The sequence below is a fragment of the Amphibacillus sp. Q70 genome (assembly GCF_052055485.1).
Taxonomy (GTDB): domain Bacteria; phylum Bacillota; class Bacilli; order Bacillales; family Amphibacillaceae; genus Amphibacillus.
Genome location: NZ_CP197171.1, coordinates 2,876,827 through 2,897,270 on the forward strand (window position 1 = coordinate 2,876,827; position 20,444 = coordinate 2,897,270).

Here is a 20,444-nt window from a genome sequence, read left to right on the forward strand (position 1 = left end):
GCGAATAATCTGGGAATCTCTTATAATGTAGGAACATACTATTTTTTTGATCATCATTTAGATAGGATCTTATTTAGGGGGAGTAACATTGACTAACATAGAACAAGAAAGTTTTGAAACCACAATTACACATATTGATAAAAAAGGCTCAGGACGGGCTGTTGTTTGGCGTGATACTGGACAAGTTAATCCGAAAAAATTGAAATTAACGATCCCGCAGACGATACCCGGAGAAAAAGTTAAGGTTACTGTTAATCAACCCAATCGAAAATGGGCACGGGTATTTGCTGATCAGATTATTGAAGCGGATCAAGATCGAGTCGAACCTAAATGTCCACACTTTGACCTTTGTGGGGGTTGTGTATTCCAGCACTGGCATTACTATGGTCAATTGAAAGCAAAAACAGACTATGTTCGGCAAAGTTTTGCTAATCAAGGATTTGATACGGATTTAATTGAAGATACGATTGGAACAGATTCCCCATGGCATTATCGTAATAAAATGGAATTTACTTTTGCCAAGGATGGCTCACTAGGTTTACATGAACAGGGGAATTTCAGAAAGATTATAAGTTTAGAAACTTGTCTAATAGCCGGTAAAAAAACCGTAGAAACTCTGTTAGAAGTAGCAGATTGGGCGAAAACACATGAACTACCTGGATATTATAAGGAAGATCATAAAGGATTGCTGCGTCATCTAATGATTCGAGAATCATACGCAACAGGAGAAATGATGCTCGGCTTATTTGCAACAGAAGCTCCAGTAGGGGAATTAAAAGCAATTGCAGACGACCTAGTGAACCGAATTACGACTAAATTTAACCTAGTGAAAAGTTTAATTTGGTTTGTCAATAACGATTGGGCCGATCGAACCCAAGCCGAGGAACAGTATGTCTTAGCAGGACGAGATTTTATTTATGATCAGATGTCTGGCTATCGTTACCGTTTATGGTTTGATACCTTCTTCCAAACCAATCCAAGACAAGCTGAGAAATTAGTTGAGTTAGCGATCGAGATGGCAGACCCGAAACCAGAAGAGAAAATGATTGACTTATTTTGTGGTGTTGGAACCTTCTCATTACCTTTCGCCAATCGAGTGAAAGCACTAGCAGGTGTAGAAATTGTTGAGGCTTCAATCGAATCCGCCAAAAGAAATGCACGAGATAATGGCATTGATAATACAACCTTTTTAGCTAAAGATGCCAGGCGGGGAATCGATCAAGTGATTGAGGAATTTGGTATACCTGACTTACTCATGCTTGACCCACCACGATCAGGAGCAGGGGGAAAAGTGATGCGTCGAATCGGAAGAGCACAACCGAGTCGAATTGTCTACGTCTCTTGTAATCCAGAAAGCTTAGCCGTTGATCTTAAAGAGCTTATGCCGTTTGGTTACAAAATAGAGAAAATACAACCCGTTGATTTATTTCCTCATACTGTGCATGTAGAGGCGATAACGTTGCTATGTCGCCGAACTACGTAGAAATCCTTAGTTTCAAGCTGTTTTACAAGCATTCTTACTTTGAAACAAATGGAGAAAATGGACGTGAAAAAGTGCTAAAACACTATATTGACGTTTCAGTAGGAATCAATCTGTTGTGAGGGAACACAACAAAATAAAAACTCAATCTTGAATAGATTTTAACCTTTTTAGGCGTTCATAATTGGACGTCTATTTTTTATCCTTTTCCTTACATATTCAGCTTCTATTGCTGTCCTTAACTCAGAATCCTCCTTCTAGAACGATTTGATGATATTCGCGGCTTCACTCAAAAGTGGAAAGACACGTTGTTTCTAACCAAAGGCCACTATTCCTCATCTGCGTTTAATTTTATTAAGTGAAAAAATTGATTTTTTATTCTTCTTTATGATCCAATGTAATATCCTTCTAATGTACATCTCATAACCATTTATTAATTCTGTCTTTTTCCGATTCTAAATATTTGTCGCAATATTAGTAGTAATGACCGATTCATTCTCCTAAATTGTTTTCATGACTATAATTTCTGTTTCATGAAATCTTTTTAGTACACTCATTATTCTATACGGGAGGTCTTAAATCAAAAGTGAGATACAACTTTGATACAACCAGAGTTTATAATTTGAAGCATTCTAGAATAACAATGAAAAGAAAGGTATGGAAACAGTGATGAATAGAAAAAGAAAGAAAACAGTCAACAAAAGAATTATCTTATCGCTCGGTATGATTGGTCTGTTGTCTATGGTTGTTTATTTTATAATCCAGCCGAATAAAGCTGTGCAGGAAAATTTACCGAATAATCAAGGATCAGAACTGGAAGAAAATAAACCCAAGCAAGATAAAAATAATAGCAATATTCAATTAGAATTCGAAAATAATGTTAATGAGCGAGCTGTTGTCGCTAATCCAGAAGCCAAAGCTGTGTTGGTCAACCCACAGAATATGTTACCGGACGGATATGTACCTGATGACCTCGTGTATCCTAATGTAAGATTTACATTTGAAGAACAAATTGAGAAGCGGATGATGAGGGCAGAAGCGGCTGAAGCCCTAGAGAAATTATTTGCAGCTGCTGATCAGGATGGTCTCCCACTAGCAGGAGTTTCTGCTTATCGCTCTAATGAACGACAAAAACAGCTATTTGATGATTATGTTGAAAAGGATGGATTAGAAAAGGCACAAACTTATAGTGCGTATCCAGGAACAAGTGAACACGAAACTGGATTGGCTATTGATGTTGCCGGAGCTGATGGTAGTTGTGCGGTCTCAGATTGTTTTGATAATAAGCCAGAGGCGAAATGGCTAGCTGACAATGCACATAGGTTTGGCTTTATTATTCGTTATCCGAAAGGAAAAGAAGAAATTACAGGATATAAATATGAACCTTGGCATCTTAGATATGTCGGACCAGATATTGCAGAAGAAATACAGGAACGAGATATTACTCTTGAAGAATACTATGATGCTGTTCCAGTAAGCAAGTAAATTTAGGGCTACAAACCGATTGAAGGTTTGTAGCCTTAAACTGGTTTTCAGACAGCTATGATGAGTAGCAGTTTTACAAAATGGTGTGCATTGTTAGTGGATTGACACTTATATAACACAAGACTTTTTCACGACAAACCCTAAAAATAGCTTGTTTGGGGCAAACGATTAGACTCAAAAGGACGATACTTGTCTTTTAACAGCATACAGCTAAAATCATTAAAGCTATTAAATTCCTTTAGTGATGTTAGTGAAGGATAGAAGTGGTATGAGATTAGTTTTAACGTTTATCACAGATAACCGTCCGTAAAACTCGAGTCAACAACGGGTTTCGGTGGGGCGAGTAATCGCAGCAATATTGTCAGGTTAAGCAAAGTAATCGATCAAGAGGGTGGAACAAAAAGATTTATTCATGAACAAACAGAATAGGGATATAGAGCTCCCCTCCGCAGATGAGAGGCTTGGAATATACCGATCATGGAAAAAGTATTTAAGGAACGTTTTGCTGGTCAGTATCCAGCAAGAAAAACGAACCAAACAGATTTTGCACATATTAGAGGTCCAGAGGGACTTCATATATAAATGGATGCCATTGCATATAAGAAATAGACAATGTTGTTCTAACTCGAATTAAGTCATATTCTTATCTTATGTTATACTGTTAGAGAAGATAAAAAGGATTTTTACGATTAAATCTTATTCATTTCATATATGGGGAGGATCAGTATATGGTAAAACATGTTGTTTTTGATATGGGGAATGTCCTTATTCGATATGCTCCAGCTCAGTTTATTCAAACCTTCACATCAAATAAAGAGCACCAGGAAATGCTGTTAAAAGAGATTTTCTATTCTACAGAATGGCTTCAATATGATAAAGGCACAATTACTAAACATAAAATCATTGACAATGTCAAAAAACGGCTGCCTGAGGATCTTCATTCCTCTGTTTCAGTTATCATGGATACATGGTTTGAAAAAATGACTCCTATCCCAGAAATGGAAGAAGTTATTAAGCGTTTAAAGAAAAATGAGTATTCCATTTATCTCTTATCAAATGTATCCAATGATTTTTACCGTTTTAAACATATTATTCCTGGACTGGACTATTTCGACGGAATATTTATCTCATCAGACTGGAAATGTATCAAACCAGAGCCAGAAATTTATCAGCAATTCTTTGAGCATTTTGATCTTGAACCGGCAGATTGTTTTTTTATCGACGACCTACCGATCAATATTGAGAGGGCAGCTAGTCAGGGAATGCAAGGTTACGTATTTGATGGAAATATTTCTAAACTGCTTACTTATTTTGAAAAAATCGGTATAATGACGAAGGAAAAGTAAATAAGTGCCGTAGCTAATCAACTAACAGCTACGGTCTTTTATTTTACTTAGTTTGAAAATGGAATTAAAAACCGAACAAATCAATATGTTGAGGGACGGGTGTTATCGTAATATGAAACGCATTTTAGAAGAAGATTTGATTTATGAGATTCTTTCCGTTGTAGAAGAAATACCAAAGGGCAATGTCGCTACATATGGACAAATTGCCAAATTAATCGGCAGAGAAAAGAATGCGAGATTAGTTGGGAAAGTTCTGAGTATGGCAGAATACTATGGAGAATATCCTTGCCATAGAGTGGTTAATCACGCAGGCAGGTTAGTTCCAGGGTGGAGTGAACAGGGCAATTTGCTTCGCAGTGAAGGCATTCCTCTGAAAAATGAAACGCATGTTGATTTAAAGAAATGCCGGTGGGATTACTGATTAAAGAAATATCATGTGATTAGCGGGGGCATTTATATTACCTAATATTTGCAGTTGGATAGAGACTACATTAATGTTTCAATAAGAAAATTGACCTCGTGTGCTTGGAGATTTTACGTGACAAAGCATTTCTTGTCATAACCCTATATATCCAGTTTTCAAAGAACATTTCGTATAGGGGTATTACACCATACAAACAGGTGTTTTACTACAAAAAAAGATGATTCATCTCCACCCCAGCTTACGCTTGAGGATGGAGTCTTCTCGTCCAAAATGATAAAAAGCCCAAATTACTTTAATTAGAGTAATTTGGGTTCTTTAAATCGATTTATTTTATATTAATGATTCATTTCTCTTTCCGTATTCATTGCTGTAATCAATGAAATTAGTTTCCTGTCAACTGTTCGTTATCTTCTCCATATAAATCTTTTAAACGTCTTAAATGATCGAATCCCCAACTTCTCATGGATACTAGTAATGGTTTTAACCCATGTCCGTATTCTGACAGGGAGTATTCTACTTTTGGCGGTACTTGTTGGTAAACTTTTCGATGAATAATGTTATTATATTCTAATTCCCTTAATTGTGAAGTTAACATTTTCCTAGTGATTTCTGGAATAGCACGTTGTAGCTCACTAAAACGTAATTTTTCGTTCTCCATGAGATGGAATAGGATAATCGGCTTCCATTTACCTGAAATAATATCTAATGCAGCTTGAAGTTCTCTACAATATTCACCCTTTGATTGATTGACCATTTTAAAATCTCTCCTTTCCATTGATATACGTAAAAGCCCTGTATATCACATAGTTTCCTAAAAGTAACTATGTTTAATTAAAGTGCCTTCTTCACAAAAAGAAACTATGGGTTTATTATAACTCTAGTAGCAAATGGATACAACCTATCATTTGGTTCAACAATATAAATTTATATGGAGGGTTCATACATGGTCAAAATGGGTATTATTACAGGGAGCACACGTGAAGTGCGTGTAAATCTACAAGTTGCGGAGTGGATTAAAAATTTTGCTGATAGTAGAAATGTAGATGCAACATTTGAAATTGTAGATATTAAGGAAACTGGTCTTGAACGCTTTGGTGATGCCGTTCCGCCACTTATGGCAAACAAAGAATATTCAACGGAAGCACATAAAGCTTGGTCAGAAAAAATTGATGGATTTGATGGTTTTATTTTTGTCACACCAGATTATAATAAAAATATCCCATCTGGTCTTAAGGATCACCTAGATTACCTAGCTACTGAGTGGCACCATAAAGCTGCCGCCATTGTGAGCTATGGCTCTACTCTAGGGATGGCTGCTTCGCTAGCCTTACGTACAACTCTATCAAACTTAAAGTTAGCAACTGTCACTCCTCAAGGTGCATTTAGTTTATTTAATGATTTTGAAAATATGACTATTTTCAAGCCAATGGCAGTTCACGAGCCAACTTTAAACGAAATGATTGGTGATGTTGTCGCTTGGTCAACGGCTCTTAAATCTGTGAGATAGATTTAGAAGTCATTCACTTGAGTAATAAAAAAATAGCGTAAAAATTGATTTTCCTCAAAATACGGACTTAAGCTAAGCTTTTCAAAGTTAAAATGGAACCATTTACTACTTTTGAATGAGTTTTGATAAGGCAAAATATCTTAGAAAAGTGTAGAACATTAAGATACTTTTATTGAAAATCAAATGAGAATAAGTAGACATTTCAAAAATTGGAATGTCTATTTTTTCTATCAATAGATTCCTTTCTAATAGATACCGACACACTCTACAATAAGTGATATAATAGTTCATATATTTAAAAGCAAAATAGATTTGACGAACTCATTTTCTGAATAGAAAGGAATATTTTGATGTTTATTAGGCTGGTTACAAAGCTTTCAGGATACCTTCCTCAAAAACTTGTTAAGTATATAGCAAATTCAATCATTAATAAATTTATTAATAAATATGCTCATAGACATATTGAAGATTACGAGAATTTAAAAGATGTAACTAAACCGATTATATTTATATGTAATCATTTGAGTAATGCTGATGGATTAGTGTTAAACAAAGTTTTATCAAAGGAGAGTATTACATTTGTCTCAGGAGTAAAGTTATCAAACGATAGCTATACTAAACTAGGAGTTATGGCACTTGATACCCTACCTATAATTCCCAATGCACCAGATCGAGCAGGTTTGAAAAAGATAGTTAAATTACTTAATGATAAAAATAACATCTTAATTTTCCCAGAGGGAACAAGGAGCAGAAATGGAAGTATGTTAGAGGCGAAAAAAGGGGTTGTTTTGATCCAAAAGTTAACCAATGCTTCAATTGTTCCAATCGGATTGACTGGAACAGAAAAATTATTACCCATTAACGATGAGGATATGGCTAAAGAAAAATTCCAGTACGCAACTGTTAACGTGAAAATCGGTAAATGGATAGATATTCAAAGTAATGATGGAAGTGAAACTAAAAAAGAATATGAAACAAGAGTGCTTAATACCTTAATGACCAGTATTGCTGCTTTATTGCCCAAAGAATACAGAGGTGTTTATTCTCATCACTCCACCGAATAAAGGCAAGATTCTGTAGCCTTTTCACGTTAAAAGTTTGAGTTAATTTAGTAATATGAAAACATGCAATGGATGGATACAAATGATTTAAGGATGTTGCCACTAAATATGTAAACAATTATCTTGCTTGATTCTAAGTGTTGGAAGATATGCGACACTGAAGAATTAAGGTTATGATGAATAATTTGATTATTAGAGGGAATTTAATATGAAATTTGGAAACCTATGATACACTCAGGTTAATTAAACTCCTCATGTAAATTCTAAAGATTATCTAACTTTGGAAATGGGTTTCTTGAAGAAAGTTAAAAAATGGGAAGGGAATGAACAAAATGAGTATTCTTTTTAGAGTTGAGCTATATGTAGAAGACTTCGAGAAATCATTAAATTTTTATCAAAACATTATCGGTTTAGAGTTATATGGCAAAGATAAAGGAGGAGCACGTTTTAACTATGATTGTTTTTCATTATTGCTTACTTCTGAATCAGCCTTAGGAGATAATCATTATTTTAACCATAAAGCTAAAAGTGACATTAAAGGAAATGGTTTTGAGCTAATTATAGTTGTGGATGAATTGGAGAAAGTATATCAACGCTGCCTTGATAACAATTATCCAATTGAGGTTGAAGTGGAAAAATATCCTTGGGATATGAGAGGTTTTAAAGTTGCTGATCCAGATGGATACTTTTTAAGAATTACTTCTGAATAATATATTTGCAAACTTGTACTTAAAAAAATGAATTAAAATTTTTATATAAATGTCAATTTTCCACTTATAGCCACATTAATCTTTAACAGTGCCTAATTTTTAGTGTTTTCATATAAAAAGATCTTCCTTTTACTTGGTTTCCATCGACTTAAATATAAAGCAATTAACTGACCTTTTCTATAGAATAGATAAAGCAATGTTAGTCAATTCAAAAGCACTCACCAACATTGCTTTCTTTAATTATTATTTCCGTAAAGCTATCCTTCGTGCCAAATCTTCGCATCTTTTAATCCATAACTCGTGATATCTTTCATCGGATACAATTTGATTGTCCAAGTCACCCATATAAGCCATATTTTTTTCTTGACACCATTCCAAGCAGATCTTATATAATTCCATATTAAGAAAATCTTGATCCCAATATACAGGGATTTCTTTTATTCCAGCCCTAAAGTATAAGAGGGCCCTTGTATGACCATCAGTAAAAAATATATCATTTCCAAATCGTTTGATTGGTAGAGGGGAATGATTAGTAAAGTCAAAAGGATTAAAGGTTGCTAAACGCTCAATTTTTGCTTGATTTATATATAATTGACTCGGCTTTATATTCTTTATGTTCATTAATACTTTTGTCAATTCCTCACCTACATTCTTAACGATTAAATCTATTCTTGTTTCAATATTGTGCAAAATTCCGTCATTTTAAATCAACGTTTACTCTCAAACAATTCTGGGACAAGCCACACAGGAAGAATGAAGATTAATAGCTCCGCAATCGCAGTAGCGATCATATCATAAATATCAAAGCCAGTCGTTCCTCCGAGTAAATAGGGATTTATAATTTCAAGAATGAATCCAATAGCAAAAATCACAAGACAGACATAAAAGTAGACTTTTTTCGTAAATGAAATTTTAATTAGCGATTTTGCAGTAAAGGCTGGAGCAATAAATTGTTTTAACCATGCAGTTGAAAACCATGCCCCACCGAAGTTGGGTGCAGTCCATATGATGAGAGAGAGGGCGTTCAATGATGACGTATCAAATAGTTCCATTTTTCGCAATAAAACAACAACTGCCCAAAATAATAGTCCGATTATTCCCATCCATTCGATGATAAGCATTCGATGTTTCATAAAAATGTCCACCTTTCTGTGTTTAACAATTGCATTTTACATCATTGAATCAAGTTTGCCAATAGATGAGATTTTAGTAGTGAAGTATTTATCACAGATAATCGTCCGTAAAACTCGGGGCAACACAACCTATATCCTGTAGGTTCAACTCCCACTGATTGAAGTTTCGTTTTATTGAGATTATCAAAATATCTGACGCTAAAAGACAAAGTCGATAAGGTGAGATTGACAATCCCATCTTATCGGTTTTTTTGCTTGAAAAGAACTAAGGTAGCTGTAAGATGATTAAGAAATCCATTGACAAATCGAAGTTAAACCTATAGATTAAAATAGACAATAGTGTCTATTTTGTTGCGGGAGGATTATTTTTGCCAAAAGTTAGTGAAAAATACTTAGAAAATCGAAAAAATGAGATAGCAAAGGCGGCCATAAATGTCTTTGCTAAAAAAGGTTATTCGAATGCTTCAATGAAAGATATTATCAAGGAGGCTAATGTATCGCGAGGAGGATTGTATGCTCATTTTGAAAATATTGATGCTGTTTTTATAGCTGCCTTGAAATATGATGATGCTTTACAAGTCAATCGGTTATCAATTTCTGATCCAAAGGTATCTTTACTCCTTCAACTAAATGCTTGGATTGATAAGGCCGTCTTATCTGTTCAAAATAAAAAAGTTAATTTAGTGCGAGCTAAGTCAGAGTTTTTTCTTTCTCATGATATTGAAGAGGTTCCATATTTACGCGAAAGGCATGATCAACTTTCAAAAAATATTCAGCGATTGGTCAAGATTGGAATTGAAAAAGGTGAATTTAAAAAACAAATTGATGTAAACTCCTTTGCTGAATTACTTATTTCTATGATTGATGGGGTGATGCTACATCAACATTATCAATATACTTCTAATCCAAATCTTTCAGCTGTACTTAATCACATGCATAAAGCAATTGAAAATATTTTAATATAAGGGAGAGAAATTGAATGTTCGAAAACGAAACGATTAAATTACGAAAACTGTCCACTAATGATTACACCATTTATCATAATTGGCGTAACGATATGGAAGTTATGAAATCGACGAGTCCTCAATTGGAACTATACACTTTGGAAGAAACAGAGCAATTCATTTCAACAATTGCTTCTCAATCGAATGCGAAAGGTTATATGATTGAACATAAAGAAACGGGACAGACTGTTGGTATTATTTCCTTAATAAACATCGATTATAAGAATCGTTCTGCTGAATGTGTTCTGGATATTGGTGCAAGAAATATGTGGGGAAAAGGCATTGGGAAAGCAGCAATGTCCTTGATACTTGAATTTGCATTTAATGAATTAAATCTGCATCGCGTTTATTTACAAGTGTTTGCTTTTAACGAAAGAGCGATAAAACTCTATCAAAAAGCAGGGTTTACACATGAGGGTAGCTGTCGACAAGCCCTTTATCGAATGGGAAAATGGCATGACATTGTCGTGATGAGTATTTTAGAAAACGAGTACGATCACAGAAATAATTAAAAAAAGGGAGGCCTATTTGAGAAATATAAAATTTGACTTTGATTGATAAATTATCTTTTGTATAATTTTTCTATAAAGGGGTGATGATCGATGGCTCAAATTTTAGTAGCAGAAGATGAAATATACATGCGGAATATCATCGTTGAATATTTAGAAGCTGGGGGACATACTTGCCTTGTTGCGAATAATGGAATGGACGCCTTGATGTTGTTAAAAAATAACTCTGTTAATTTAGCGGTGCTTGATATTATGATGCCCATGCTAGATGGTTTTGAGGTTTGCAAATTAGCTAGGGAAAATATCATCGAGATACCTATCCTTTTTTTAACCGTGAAAGATGATGAAACGGATAAACTAAAAGGCTATGAACTTGGTGCAGATGATTATATGACCAAACCTTTTAGTCCTAAGTTGCTTTTAGCTAAGGTCAATGCACTTTTGCGACGTATCGATGTATCGAATGTCCAGCAAACGATTCAAGTAGGAGAAATTGCACTTAATCCTGTATCGCGAATGGTAACTGTAGAGGGGGAGACCATCAGTTTGACATTCAAAGAATTTGAATTGCTACAGTTTATGATGATGAATCCCAACAAAGTCTTTAGTCGTGAACAGTTACTCAATCGTATTTGGGGATATGATTTTGAAGGGAGCACCCGGACGGTAGACAGCCATATAAAAACCTTGCGCAAGAAATTAGGGGAAGAAGCTAGCTATATTGTTACATTGATTCGTTCTGGATATAAATTTGAGGTGAGATCATGAAAAGTTGGATCTATAATAATTTTAGCCTGATAACTATTCGTGGTAAAGTCATGTTGCTTTCAAAATTCTTAGGAGTATCTTTTGTTGGGGTATTTTTGGCTGGTGTTAAGGGGATGGGTAATCCTTGGATCTGGTATGCATTACTGATAGTGATGATTATGATATTTGATATCGTATTAAGTAAAATAATTACAAACCCCTTAATCATTATAAATGACACCGCTAGGGAAATTGCTCAATTGAACTTTACGGTAGAATGTGATTTAAATACTAGGGATGAGCTTGGAGAACTGTCAAAAAACCTTAATAAATTAGCTTCAAATTTACAGGATGCGCTGTCTAATCTTGAAGCTGCTAAACATAGGCTGGAAACTGATGTAAAGCAGAAAAAGTTGCTGCTTGCCCAAAGAAAAGAATTGACGGATACTCTTTCTCACGAGATGAAAACGCCTTTAAGTGTCATTCGCGCCTACACTGAGGGATTGATGGACGATGTAAGAGAAGAAAAACGTCAAGAATATCTCAATGTGATATTATCAGAAACAAACCGTATGAATGATATGGTTGTTGCACTTCTAGATTTGTCTGCTTTAGAAGCGGGTGCTGTGACATTGAACCCAGAGCATTTTGATTTTGTCGAATGGGTTGAAACAGTAGCAGGACGCTTATTAATCGATCAGCCGACTGAAGATTTTTATCTCTCCTACGACTTGCCAGAAGAAAGTGTATTTGTCACTGTAGATAAGAAGCGAATGGAGCAAGTATTAAGTAACTTGATATCCAATGCCAAAAATCATGTTTCTAAACATGGGATTATTCGTTTAAGTGTTATTGTTTCGAGTCATTCAGTTGAATTTCGTTTATTCAACCAAGGTGATCCAATACGTGAGGAGGCATTTCCACGAATATGGGAAAAATTTTATAGAGGCATAGGAACAAAGAAAAAGGCTGGTACAGGTTTAGGACTTTCAATTGTTGCGCAAATTCTTACTATGGAAAAAATCAAATATCGTATCTACAATAAAAATGATGGTGTGGAATTCTCTTTCATCATTAAACATAAATCAGGTTAAAAGTAAATTTCTTTATCAACATTAGATTTCACTTCCATTTCACATCTCTCACACTCAAATTCCAAATCATTAATCTATATTAAAATTAAATAAAAGAATAGATTAAGGAGGATTTTTGTGATGGAATGGTACGGGTGGCTGGCTATTATCTTGCTCTTTATTATAGCGCTTCCATTTAAAGTGAAGTTTATGAAATGGTGGTCTAAACAAAATCAGAAACAGAAAAAAGGAAAATGGGGGGATGAAGAATGATTGATGTTCACCATCTCACGTTTTCCTATAGAAAAGAAGCTCCTGTCATAAAAGGATTAAATTTTTCCGTCCAAAAGGGAGAAATATTTGGATTTCTTGGGCCGAATGGTTCTGGGAAATCTACAACTCAAAAAATACTCATTGGTATTCTTAAGGGATATAGGGGTGACGTTCAATTAATGGGCAATCCTCCTGGCGTTCCTAGTAAAGAATTTCAAAAAAATATTGGTGTTTTATTTGAATTTCCTTACTTATACGCTAATTTAAGTGCGATTGATAACTTGAAATATTTCGCCTCTTTCTATCCCAAAAATCAACTCAGTGATATTGAAGAAGTACTTGGGATGTTGCAATTTAAAAAAGAATATCTAAAAAAGCCAGTTTCCTCGTATTCTAAAGGGATGCGACAAAGAGTAAACATGGCAAGAGCACTTATTCATAATCCTAAAATTCTGTTTTTAGATGAACCTACAAGTGGTCTTGATCCATCGGGTACAGTTTTATTCAGGGAAATCATTCAACGAGAAAGACAAAAGGGCACAACTGTATTTTTAACCACCCATAATATGATGGATGCGGACTTGCTTTGTGATAAGGTTGCATTGATTTCTGATGGGGAGATAAAAGTATGGGATCGTCCAAAAAACCTTAAGGAAAAAAATAGTGAACGGTTAACGGAAATAACTTATATGCTTGGTGGGAAGAGGTTAAGAAAAACCATTGGTGTTGATGAGATAGAAGCGGGCATTTTATTTCCGCATGATGAGATTGTCAGTATTCATTCTAAAGAACCTACTTTAGAAGAGATTTTCATTCGCTATACAGGAAAGGAGCTGACATCATAAATGCGTGGATTGTTTTATCTACTAGCAAAAGACTTTCGTTCCATGGTTCATGGGCGATTTTTTTTACTCGTCATAGGTTCCTTGGTTCTTTATTCTTGTTATATTCAGTTTTTCTATATCAATACGGATCAATCTATCTTTCCAATCTACTTACATGGCATAGACACTTCAGATACCGAAACACAGGATGACTTATATTCAATATCCTCAAGAGGAGAAATGCAAAGTCATCTATCGGATCACTATTCAATTGGAGTGACAAAAGAAGAAGAACACCTCCAAATACACATGGTGACATCTGGGAGCGAAAAGACCGATAATCTAAGAGCTGCCTATGCTTATGAAACGACTCTTTCACAAAATCAAGAGGCTAAAGGTGCAGAAATAATAGGAGGTAATAGTAAAACAGTTAAAAATCGTCTTGAGATGACTAGTGAAGTTTTATTTTTTGAACTGGTAGCGATTGGTTTCTTAGGAATATCGGCTATCTTATTCAAGGAGAAACAGATGGGTGTTATACGAGTACACGGTATTTTACCGATTAGTCGAACCTCTTTTATTTTATCTAAATTGAGCTTGTTTTTATTAACGGATTTTGTTTTCGCCATTCTATTAACAATTATAAACCTTAATGCCCTATCAATAGATTTAATCGTTAATATTCTTATACAGACGGGCATTTTGTCGATTATAATGATTCTTTTAGGGCTATTCTTCGCCCTATGTTTAAGAGATTTTAAAAGATTTTCCTTATTTTATTTAGTATTTGCTATCTTCGCAACGACTCCTGTTTTTTTAGCTGTACAGACAAGTATAGATGTCAAATGGGTGAAGTATCATCCTTTCTATCATTTATTTAGCGGATTGAAAAATGCTTACTTTTCCATGGGAGATGAGAGTTTTCTGTACTATCTGATATGTGGACTAACAATGTTCGTTTTATTTTTGTTCGTTCGATTTATGCTCGGACGCGAAATGATAAAGGAGGGCTAAAAGTGAAAGGTTTAAAATATCAACTAAAAAACATCGGTCGTGATAAACTTTGTTTAATATCCTTTTTACTCCCGATTATCATTGGAATAATGATTAGAGTTTTTGTTGGAGAAACGATCCTTCCTCCCAATGAGTCCTCCTTTGGAATCATACAGAATCAAACAGATCCTGAAATCATTCAGTGGCTGGGTGAAAATGGGGTAGTCACTGAATATGTTGATACCATACAATTGGAAGAGGCTATAATTGAACCATCAACAGAAATGATTGGGGTTTTACAGGCGGGAGATGGAATCAAGACATTGATTGCAGGAGATGAATTTAGCGTCAATCAATTGATTGCTAACAAACTGCCAGATATGTATGGAAATCGGATGGATTTGAATAAAGTAGATATTAATATCTTATCAAGTACACCAACAATAGATCTCGTAAAACCTCTACTTATTGTTTTAACGATGTTAACGGCAATGTTTATGGGATGTACTTTTAATTCGATGAATATGATCGGCGAAAAGGAAGACGGAATTGAGTTAGTAAATGATATTTTGCCACTGACTTATTTTGATTATCTATCTCAGAAAATAGTAATTGGTGTTATTGGTGGCGTAAGTTCTACGATTATAACTGGACTTATATGCATGCCAATTTCTATGGATAATATCATACCTTATATACTGCTTGTATTTTTATCTGGGTTTATTTCAGCAATGATTGGCTTGTTTATCGGAGAAATAGCAGAAGGGTTGATGGTCGGTATTGTATTCCTTAAAATGGTTATGATCTTTTTTATTGCACCACCCCTTCTATTCTATCTATTTGCCCCAGATTCTAGTATTATACGAAGTATGTCATATTTATTCCCATCAATTGGAACCTTTTACGGATTAATGGACATAATAACTGATCAATCTCAAAATATATGGATAAATATTTTGGTTCTGTTTATCCATTGCCTATTCTGGACATTGCTTTTTTTTATAGTAAGAAAATTAGAGAGGTTTGCCCCTTTAAAATCAGTTGAGTAACCTAGCTATAGGATTGATTAATTTTCAAATTCATTTGTATAAAATTAATTGAGGGACAGGGGAAGTTAGAGTAAAATGTTTGGGTTTGGCAGTTCTTGATGACGGTAACTAAACAGTAGAATCATCGATGTGACTTTGTGATATCGGTATGATATAAGCGTTTACTTGATTTCGCGGCATGCTGTCATTAAAAGTGAAGAATGGTTAAATAGTTTCATCCACTGTCAATTCATATGATTGATCAAAAAGATAGGAGCATGCTAGGATTTAAATATTAAAGATCGATGATTTCCACTGTCTCTATTCATCCAAGCCCATCATGCTGTATGTGATGGGTTTCATACAGGTAAATTTATCACTTCTTTACAAGCATTAGCTGATAACTATCATGATTGGCTTAATGAATAATCTTTAACAGACAAATGACACACTAGCCGAGTATTGCTGATGTACAGAAATAAACAAACTGTTCTCACTTCCAATCAGTGGATAATAGAGAATAAATTTGTGACTGCTCACTTCGCCGAAAAGATGTCTATGTCAAAAAAACTCACTGATTGAAGTTTTGTTTTACAATTAAACTATTACCGTTTGCTTAATAACCATTGGAGGAATAACCTTGAAAAATGTAAATGTAGTCTATGCTTTTATTTATAATGATAAGACAAATCAAGTACTTATGGTTAGCAATTTAGGGTTAGGTTGGACTTTTCCAGGCGGAACGGTTGAAAAAGATGAAACATTTGAAAATGCTGTAATAAGAGAAGTTAAAGAAGAGACTGGTTTAGACGTTGAAGTTGAAGAAGTCTTATCTACCAATGAAACTATCTTACCAGAAGAAGATCGGCAGCTTTTATTTACAACTTTTAAAGTTAAAGTGATAAGCGGAACACCATCACTCCAAGGTGATAAAGAGATTTTGTCAATTAAATGGTTCAGTGTTGAAACCGCTAATAAAATAAAGTCAAAATATCCAATATACCCTGGCGGAATAGAAAGTCTACTTACCTGATACTTGAATATGAGTTGAATTTCACTGCCTCCATCTTGAATTCATTTTAATCATTGGATGGTAAACATTAAATGAAACAATATTTTTAGGATAAGTTATCTCTTTAATTATTTAAAAATTCAAAAAATTAGATGAATTTATCCAGTTACATGATATAATTGATATAAGATGAAGGTTTTGGAATGATTTCGTATACAATATTTCATTAAAAGGTGGTAGATAGGCTATGGACATAAAAGCAATTCTTATTTTGATCTTGGTTGTTGTAGGGACTTATTTCTTGTATAGGAATTACTTAAAACTAATCACAATAATTATGATTCGTTCCCATAAAAAAAGAATTAACAAAGGGAAAATGACCGATCAGAAATTGATGAAAATGTATCATCGTTTTAATAGAGAGTCAGGCACTTTCAATAGATCGTATACGATTTATGGAAGAGGAGTGTCACAAATGGTGGAAGATATAGGTAAGTTGTATCACGAAGAGATGATGAGGCGAAATTTATTATAAAGGAAGTTTGTAGTAGACTAAAAAGGAATTTTCTTGTTATTAGCAATAATAGACTTGTAAATGAAAGCAGGCTAGTTCAAGCATTCTATTTAGTGATTATACAGACGGTATGGTTAATAGACTATAAGAGCATTTAAGAAAATAACCATAAATTCATATTTTGTTAATTGAAAATACCAAAATAGGCATCAAAAAGTGCTTTTTACCATTAGCACTGTTTGGTGCTTATTTATATTTAAATATTCAACTTTAGTTCTGGATTAATTTAAAGAACAGTATATTTCTTGTTATATGACAGGATTATATAAATGCAGCTATCATTAAAGGTAAATTTCTAATATTATCAAGGAGAATCTATAATTTAGCTGATATTTGGTTGATTTTATCATTTTATGCTATATATGCTACAATAGGGAGGACTATATAGCTATAAAAAATAGCATATTTGTAATAAGCGTTAACTGAAACTGGAACTCAGAATAAGAAAGACACTTATTCTCGCGGTGTAAATGTCCTGTAGTTTTCCTTAGTGTGGTTACTCATCCCTTCGAAATGATCTATGCATCCAAAAAACTCCTACTGATGGAAGTTTCGTTTTATTACAATAAAGATATCAATAATGAAAGAGAGATTTAATATGATTGTAGAAGAAATTTTTATTGATGGAATGGATAAGACAAAGGAAATAGCAAACTATGAAGAAAAAGAGAATGAATACATAATAAGATATAAAAGTAGTGATACCCTCTATCCATTTAGTAAAGAAAAAAATAGAGTGATTATTAAGAAGAAATCGATTGGACCTTTTATGAAATTTGCTAAAATTGCCGAGAATATTAAAACTCCCGATGATTTCTCAGCAATGGGTAAATACTATGAGAATATAACTATAGAAGAGAATTCGCTATTGCATAAATATTTAAATGGGACTCCTTTTGAAACGTTTAATGATGAAAATCCCTTGGTGTTCCCGTTTAGATTTAATAAGAGTCAACTGAATGCAACTCGAAAAGTTTTTGAAAATGAAATGAGTATTATTCAAGGTCCTCCTGGAACTGGTAAAACACAGACTATATTAAATATTATTGCCAATATTTTGATTAGAGGTCAGAATGTTGCCATTGTATCTAATAATAATGCCGCAGTAAATAATGTTAAAGATAAGCTTATCAAATCTGGCTATGATTTTGTTTTTGCTTTATTAGGTAGTAAAGATAATCAAAAGGATTTTTTTGAAAATCAAATGAACGAATCATTAAATCTAAATGTTAAGGAACTTGATGAAGAAAAATTTGAGGAACTTAAAAGTGAGTTAATAGAATCAACCAAACAATTGGAACCATTGATGGAAAAAGATAGGGAACAGAAAATAATTACTGAGCAATTAAACGCATTGAAGTTAGAGAAAGAGTATTATAACAATGCACATGATATAAAAGGATTGGATAACAAACATATCAGTTTTATTAGGCTAGGTCATGAACAAATAATCGATTTTTTAGTCGATCATCAAATTATGATAACAGAAAGGGAGCGACTAACCCTTAAGCATAAGCTTAAACTTTTAATGAAGTATGGTATATATAGGTTTAAGTACCTTCAGCAAAAGGATTATGAGGTCATCACCCGTTTTCAACAGATTTATTATGATTTAAAGATCAAAGATTTAGAAGATAAGTTGGCTGAATGTCAAAAGGTATTAAAAAATCGACAGTACGTTGAGTTAGCCGACCAGCATTATCGATTATCGAAAGATATATTTAACCATTATTTAAGTCGAAAATTTAAGAAAAAGAAACAATATACGAAAGCGTTGTATAAAAAGAATTTTGAATCTTTTATTGAAGATTATCCAGTCATTCTCAGTACGGCTTTTTCAGTAACAAACTCGGTAGCAAAGGGTTTTATGTTTGATTATGTTATCATTGATGAAGCTTCTACATTAGATCTTGTTAAAGCAATGCTACCCTTATCCTGTGCTAAAAAAATTGTTATTGTGGGAGATCAAAAGCAATTACCACACATATCGGAAGAAATTGAACTAAGCTTTGAAGATGAAGCCTATGATTATAAAACCAAAAATATAATGGACTCTCTTGATTATTTATATGGTGATACGATAGCAAGAACTTTATTGCAAGAACACTATAGGTGTCACCCTGATATTATTAGATTTTGTAATATGAAATATTATGAGGGAGAATTAATTATCTATAGCCACGGCTCGAATAGTCATGCAATAAGTGTTATAAAAACAGCTGAAGGAAACCATATGCGTGAATTGACTAGAGGAAGAAAGGGAACCTTTAACCAGAGAGAATTAGAAGAACTAGATCATCTAATTAAAAACGAAAATCAGTATAATATTGAACTTTATTCTGACAATCTGAGCGATATTGGGTTACTCTCACCTTATAGATTGCAAATAGAATATGCAAACGAAATAAATTCAGAAGAAATTGAGAAGGATACCATTCACAAGTATCAAGGGAGAGAAAAGCCGGTTATCGTTTTTTCTACAGTACTTGATCAATCAGCAAAATCAAAAAAGAAGATGAAATTTATAAATGATCCGCAAATGATCAATGTGGCTGTATCACGAGCAGAAAATCAGTTAATTTTAATTACCCATGTGGATGCCTTTTATAAGAATGGAAATGATGTCGGTGATCTCATCAGATATATTGAATACCATGATCAGAAGAATATTGAAGAAGGGCGTGTTATCTCCGTCTTTGATTTATTATATAAAAATTATTCCAGAAGGTTATTGGCACGAAAGCAAGCGATGGACAATGTTAAAAAGAATATAAAATATAATAGTGAGAAGATGATATATTCGATTATATCAGAATTACTTGAGGAAGAGCTTTTTCATTGTTATCAATTTGTTCATGAGGTTAGGCTCGCTGATATCTTTTTAAATCAGGATATTTGCACAAAAATTGAGAAAAAATTTATCAGGCAACCAAGAAGCAGTGTGGATTTTATTATCTTTAACAAATTTAATCATAACCCTGTTCTTGCTATTGAAGTAGATGGTACTGAATTTCATTTAAATAATCCAGAACAGTTAGCAAGAGATAAAAAGAAGGATGGTATATTTGAAAAATACGGTATACCCATATTACGATTAGAAACCCATCAAGCCACTAATAAGGATAAGATAAGACTTAAATTATCCCAACTAACAGAAAATATTAAAAATGTTTAATAAAGTTAAAGGCATTCCTTTCGATAAGTAGTTATCAAATATACTTTACATGAAAACAATCATTAAGTTTGTCCTTTTCAGTCGAA

General features: G+C 33.7%; 22 protein-coding genes. 19 read left to right on the plus strand and 3 right to left on the minus strand.

Going from position 1 to position 20,444, the window contains the following annotated elements:
* The first annotated feature begins 88 nt into the window (after positions 1-88).
* The 4 genes from rlmD to ACS127_RS12775 all read left to right on the plus strand — a co-directional run bounded on the left by rlmD (position 89) and on the right by ACS127_RS12775 (position 4,732).
* On the plus strand, positions 89-1,483 hold the full coding sequence (gene rlmD, locus ACS127_RS12760; RefSeq protein ID WP_440895424.1) for a 23S rRNA (uracil(1939)-C(5))-methyltransferase RlmD: 1,395 nt from the start codon (positions 89-91) through the stop codon (positions 1,481-1,483).
* Positions 1,484-2,149: 666 nt separating this feature from the next.
* Positions 2,150-2,965 (plus strand): M15 family metallopeptidase, encoded by an 816-nt coding sequence (locus ACS127_RS12765; RefSeq protein ID WP_440895425.1) that lies wholly within the window; start codon positions 2,150-2,152, stop codon positions 2,963-2,965.
* Between the two features lie 728 nt (positions 2,966-3,693).
* Positions 3,694-4,311, plus strand: coding sequence for an HAD family hydrolase (locus ACS127_RS12770; RefSeq protein ID WP_440895426.1), 618 nt, complete (start codon positions 3,694-3,696; stop codon positions 4,309-4,311).
* A 121-nt stretch (positions 4,312-4,432) separates the two neighbouring features.
* Entirely contained in the window at positions 4,433-4,732 is a 300-nt protein-coding gene (locus ACS127_RS12775) for an MGMT family protein (protein ID WP_440898136.1), read from the plus strand.
* Positions 4,733-5,117: 385 nt separating this feature from the next.
* Here ACS127_RS12775 and ACS127_RS12780 read toward each other — a convergent pair whose 3' ends face one another.
* Positions 5,118-5,489, minus strand: coding sequence for a winged helix-turn-helix transcriptional regulator (locus tag ACS127_RS12780; protein ID WP_440895427.1), 372 nt, complete (start codon positions 5,487-5,489; stop codon positions 5,118-5,120).
* 189 nt (positions 5,490-5,678) lie between these two features.
* Here ACS127_RS12780 and ACS127_RS12785 point away from each other — a divergent pair, with 189 nt between their 5' ends.
* From ACS127_RS12785 to ACS127_RS12795, 3 genes are all read left to right on the plus strand, one after another.
* Positions 5,679-6,242, plus strand: a complete 564-nt coding sequence (locus tag ACS127_RS12785; RefSeq protein ID WP_440895428.1) for an NADPH-dependent FMN reductase — start codon at positions 5,679-5,681, stop codon at positions 6,240-6,242.
* A gap of 350 nt (positions 6,243-6,592) precedes the next feature.
* Positions 6,593-7,306 carry a lysophospholipid acyltransferase family protein gene (locus ACS127_RS12790; protein WP_440895429.1) on the plus strand — a complete coding sequence of 238 codons (714 nt, stop codon included), beginning with the start codon at positions 6,593-6,595 and terminating at the stop codon, positions 7,304-7,306.
* Between the two features lie 329 nt (positions 7,307-7,635).
* Complete coding sequence (locus ACS127_RS12795) at positions 7,636-8,013, plus strand: VOC family protein (protein ID WP_440898137.1); 378 nt, start codon at positions 7,636-7,638, stop codon at positions 8,011-8,013.
* 243 nt (positions 8,014-8,256) lie between these two features.
* Here the strand turns inward: ACS127_RS12795 and ACS127_RS12800 are convergent, their stop codons facing one another.
* Both ACS127_RS12800 and ACS127_RS12805 read right to left on the minus strand, forming a co-directional pair.
* Complete coding sequence (locus ACS127_RS12800) at positions 8,257-8,649, minus strand: hypothetical protein (RefSeq protein ID WP_440895430.1); 393 nt, start codon at positions 8,647-8,649, stop codon at positions 8,257-8,259.
* A 71-nt stretch (positions 8,650-8,720) separates the two neighbouring features.
* Positions 8,721-9,146 (minus strand): hypothetical protein, encoded by a 426-nt coding sequence (locus ACS127_RS12805; protein ID WP_440895431.1) that lies wholly within the window; start codon positions 9,144-9,146, stop codon positions 8,721-8,723.
* A 368-nt stretch (positions 9,147-9,514) separates the two neighbouring features.
* Between ACS127_RS12805 and ACS127_RS12810 the strand changes: the two genes are divergently transcribed.
* The 12 genes from ACS127_RS12810 to ACS127_RS12865 all read left to right on the plus strand — a co-directional run bounded on the left by ACS127_RS12810 (position 9,515) and on the right by ACS127_RS12865 (position 20,358).
* A complete protein-coding gene (locus tag ACS127_RS12810; protein ID WP_440895432.1) occupies positions 9,515-10,111 on the plus strand; it encodes a TetR/AcrR family transcriptional regulator in 597 nt (198 codons plus the stop codon).
* Between the two features lie 14 nt (positions 10,112-10,125).
* Entirely contained in the window at positions 10,126-10,662 is a 537-nt protein-coding gene (locus tag ACS127_RS12815) for a GNAT family N-acetyltransferase (RefSeq protein WP_440895433.1), read from the plus strand.
* A 90-nt stretch (positions 10,663-10,752) separates the two neighbouring features.
* Positions 10,753-11,427, plus strand: coding sequence for a response regulator transcription factor (locus ACS127_RS12820; RefSeq protein ID WP_440895434.1), 675 nt, complete (start codon positions 10,753-10,755; stop codon positions 11,425-11,427).
* Positions 11,424-12,500, plus strand: coding sequence for a sensor histidine kinase (locus ACS127_RS12825; protein WP_440895435.1), 1,077 nt, complete (start codon positions 11,424-11,426; stop codon positions 12,498-12,500). The genes ACS127_RS12820 and ACS127_RS12825 overlap by 4 nt, the downstream gene beginning before the upstream one ends.
* A gap of 120 nt (positions 12,501-12,620) precedes the next feature.
* Positions 12,621-12,752 carry a hypothetical protein gene (locus ACS127_RS12830; RefSeq protein WP_440895436.1) on the plus strand — a complete coding sequence of 44 codons (132 nt, stop codon included), beginning with the start codon at positions 12,621-12,623 and terminating at the stop codon, positions 12,750-12,752.
* On the plus strand, positions 12,749-13,597 hold the full coding sequence (locus ACS127_RS12835; RefSeq protein ID WP_440895437.1) for an ABC transporter ATP-binding protein: 849 nt from the start codon (positions 12,749-12,751) through the stop codon (positions 13,595-13,597). The genes ACS127_RS12830 and ACS127_RS12835 overlap by 4 nt, the downstream gene beginning before the upstream one ends.
* A complete protein-coding gene (locus ACS127_RS12840) occupies positions 13,598-14,590 on the plus strand; it encodes a hypothetical protein (protein WP_440895438.1) in 993 nt (330 codons plus the stop codon). It begins immediately after the preceding gene.
* 2 nt (positions 14,591-14,592) lie between these two features.
* Positions 14,593-15,618, plus strand: a complete 1,026-nt coding sequence (locus ACS127_RS12845; protein ID WP_440895439.1) for an ABC transporter permease — start codon at positions 14,593-14,595, stop codon at positions 15,616-15,618.
* Positions 15,619-15,924: 306 nt separating this feature from the next.
* Positions 15,925-16,026, plus strand: a complete 102-nt coding sequence (locus ACS127_RS12850; RefSeq protein ID WP_440898138.1) for a CatA-like O-acetyltransferase — start codon at positions 15,925-15,927, stop codon at positions 16,024-16,026.
* 211 nt (positions 16,027-16,237) lie between these two features.
* Entirely contained in the window at positions 16,238-16,630 is a 393-nt protein-coding gene (locus ACS127_RS12855) for an NUDIX hydrolase (protein ID WP_440895440.1), read from the plus strand.
* Between the two features lie 226 nt (positions 16,631-16,856).
* Positions 16,857-17,144: a hypothetical protein gene (locus ACS127_RS12860; RefSeq protein ID WP_440895441.1), complete on the plus strand. Its 288-nt coding sequence runs from the start codon at positions 16,857-16,859 to the stop codon at positions 17,142-17,144.
* Positions 17,145-17,763: 619 nt separating this feature from the next.
* The gene (locus ACS127_RS12865) at positions 17,764-20,358 is read left to right on the plus strand and encodes an AAA domain-containing protein (protein WP_440895442.1); all 2,595 of its coding nucleotides are present in this window, start codon (positions 17,764-17,766) and stop codon (positions 20,356-20,358) included.
* The last annotated feature ends 86 nt before the right edge of the window (positions 20,359-20,444 follow it).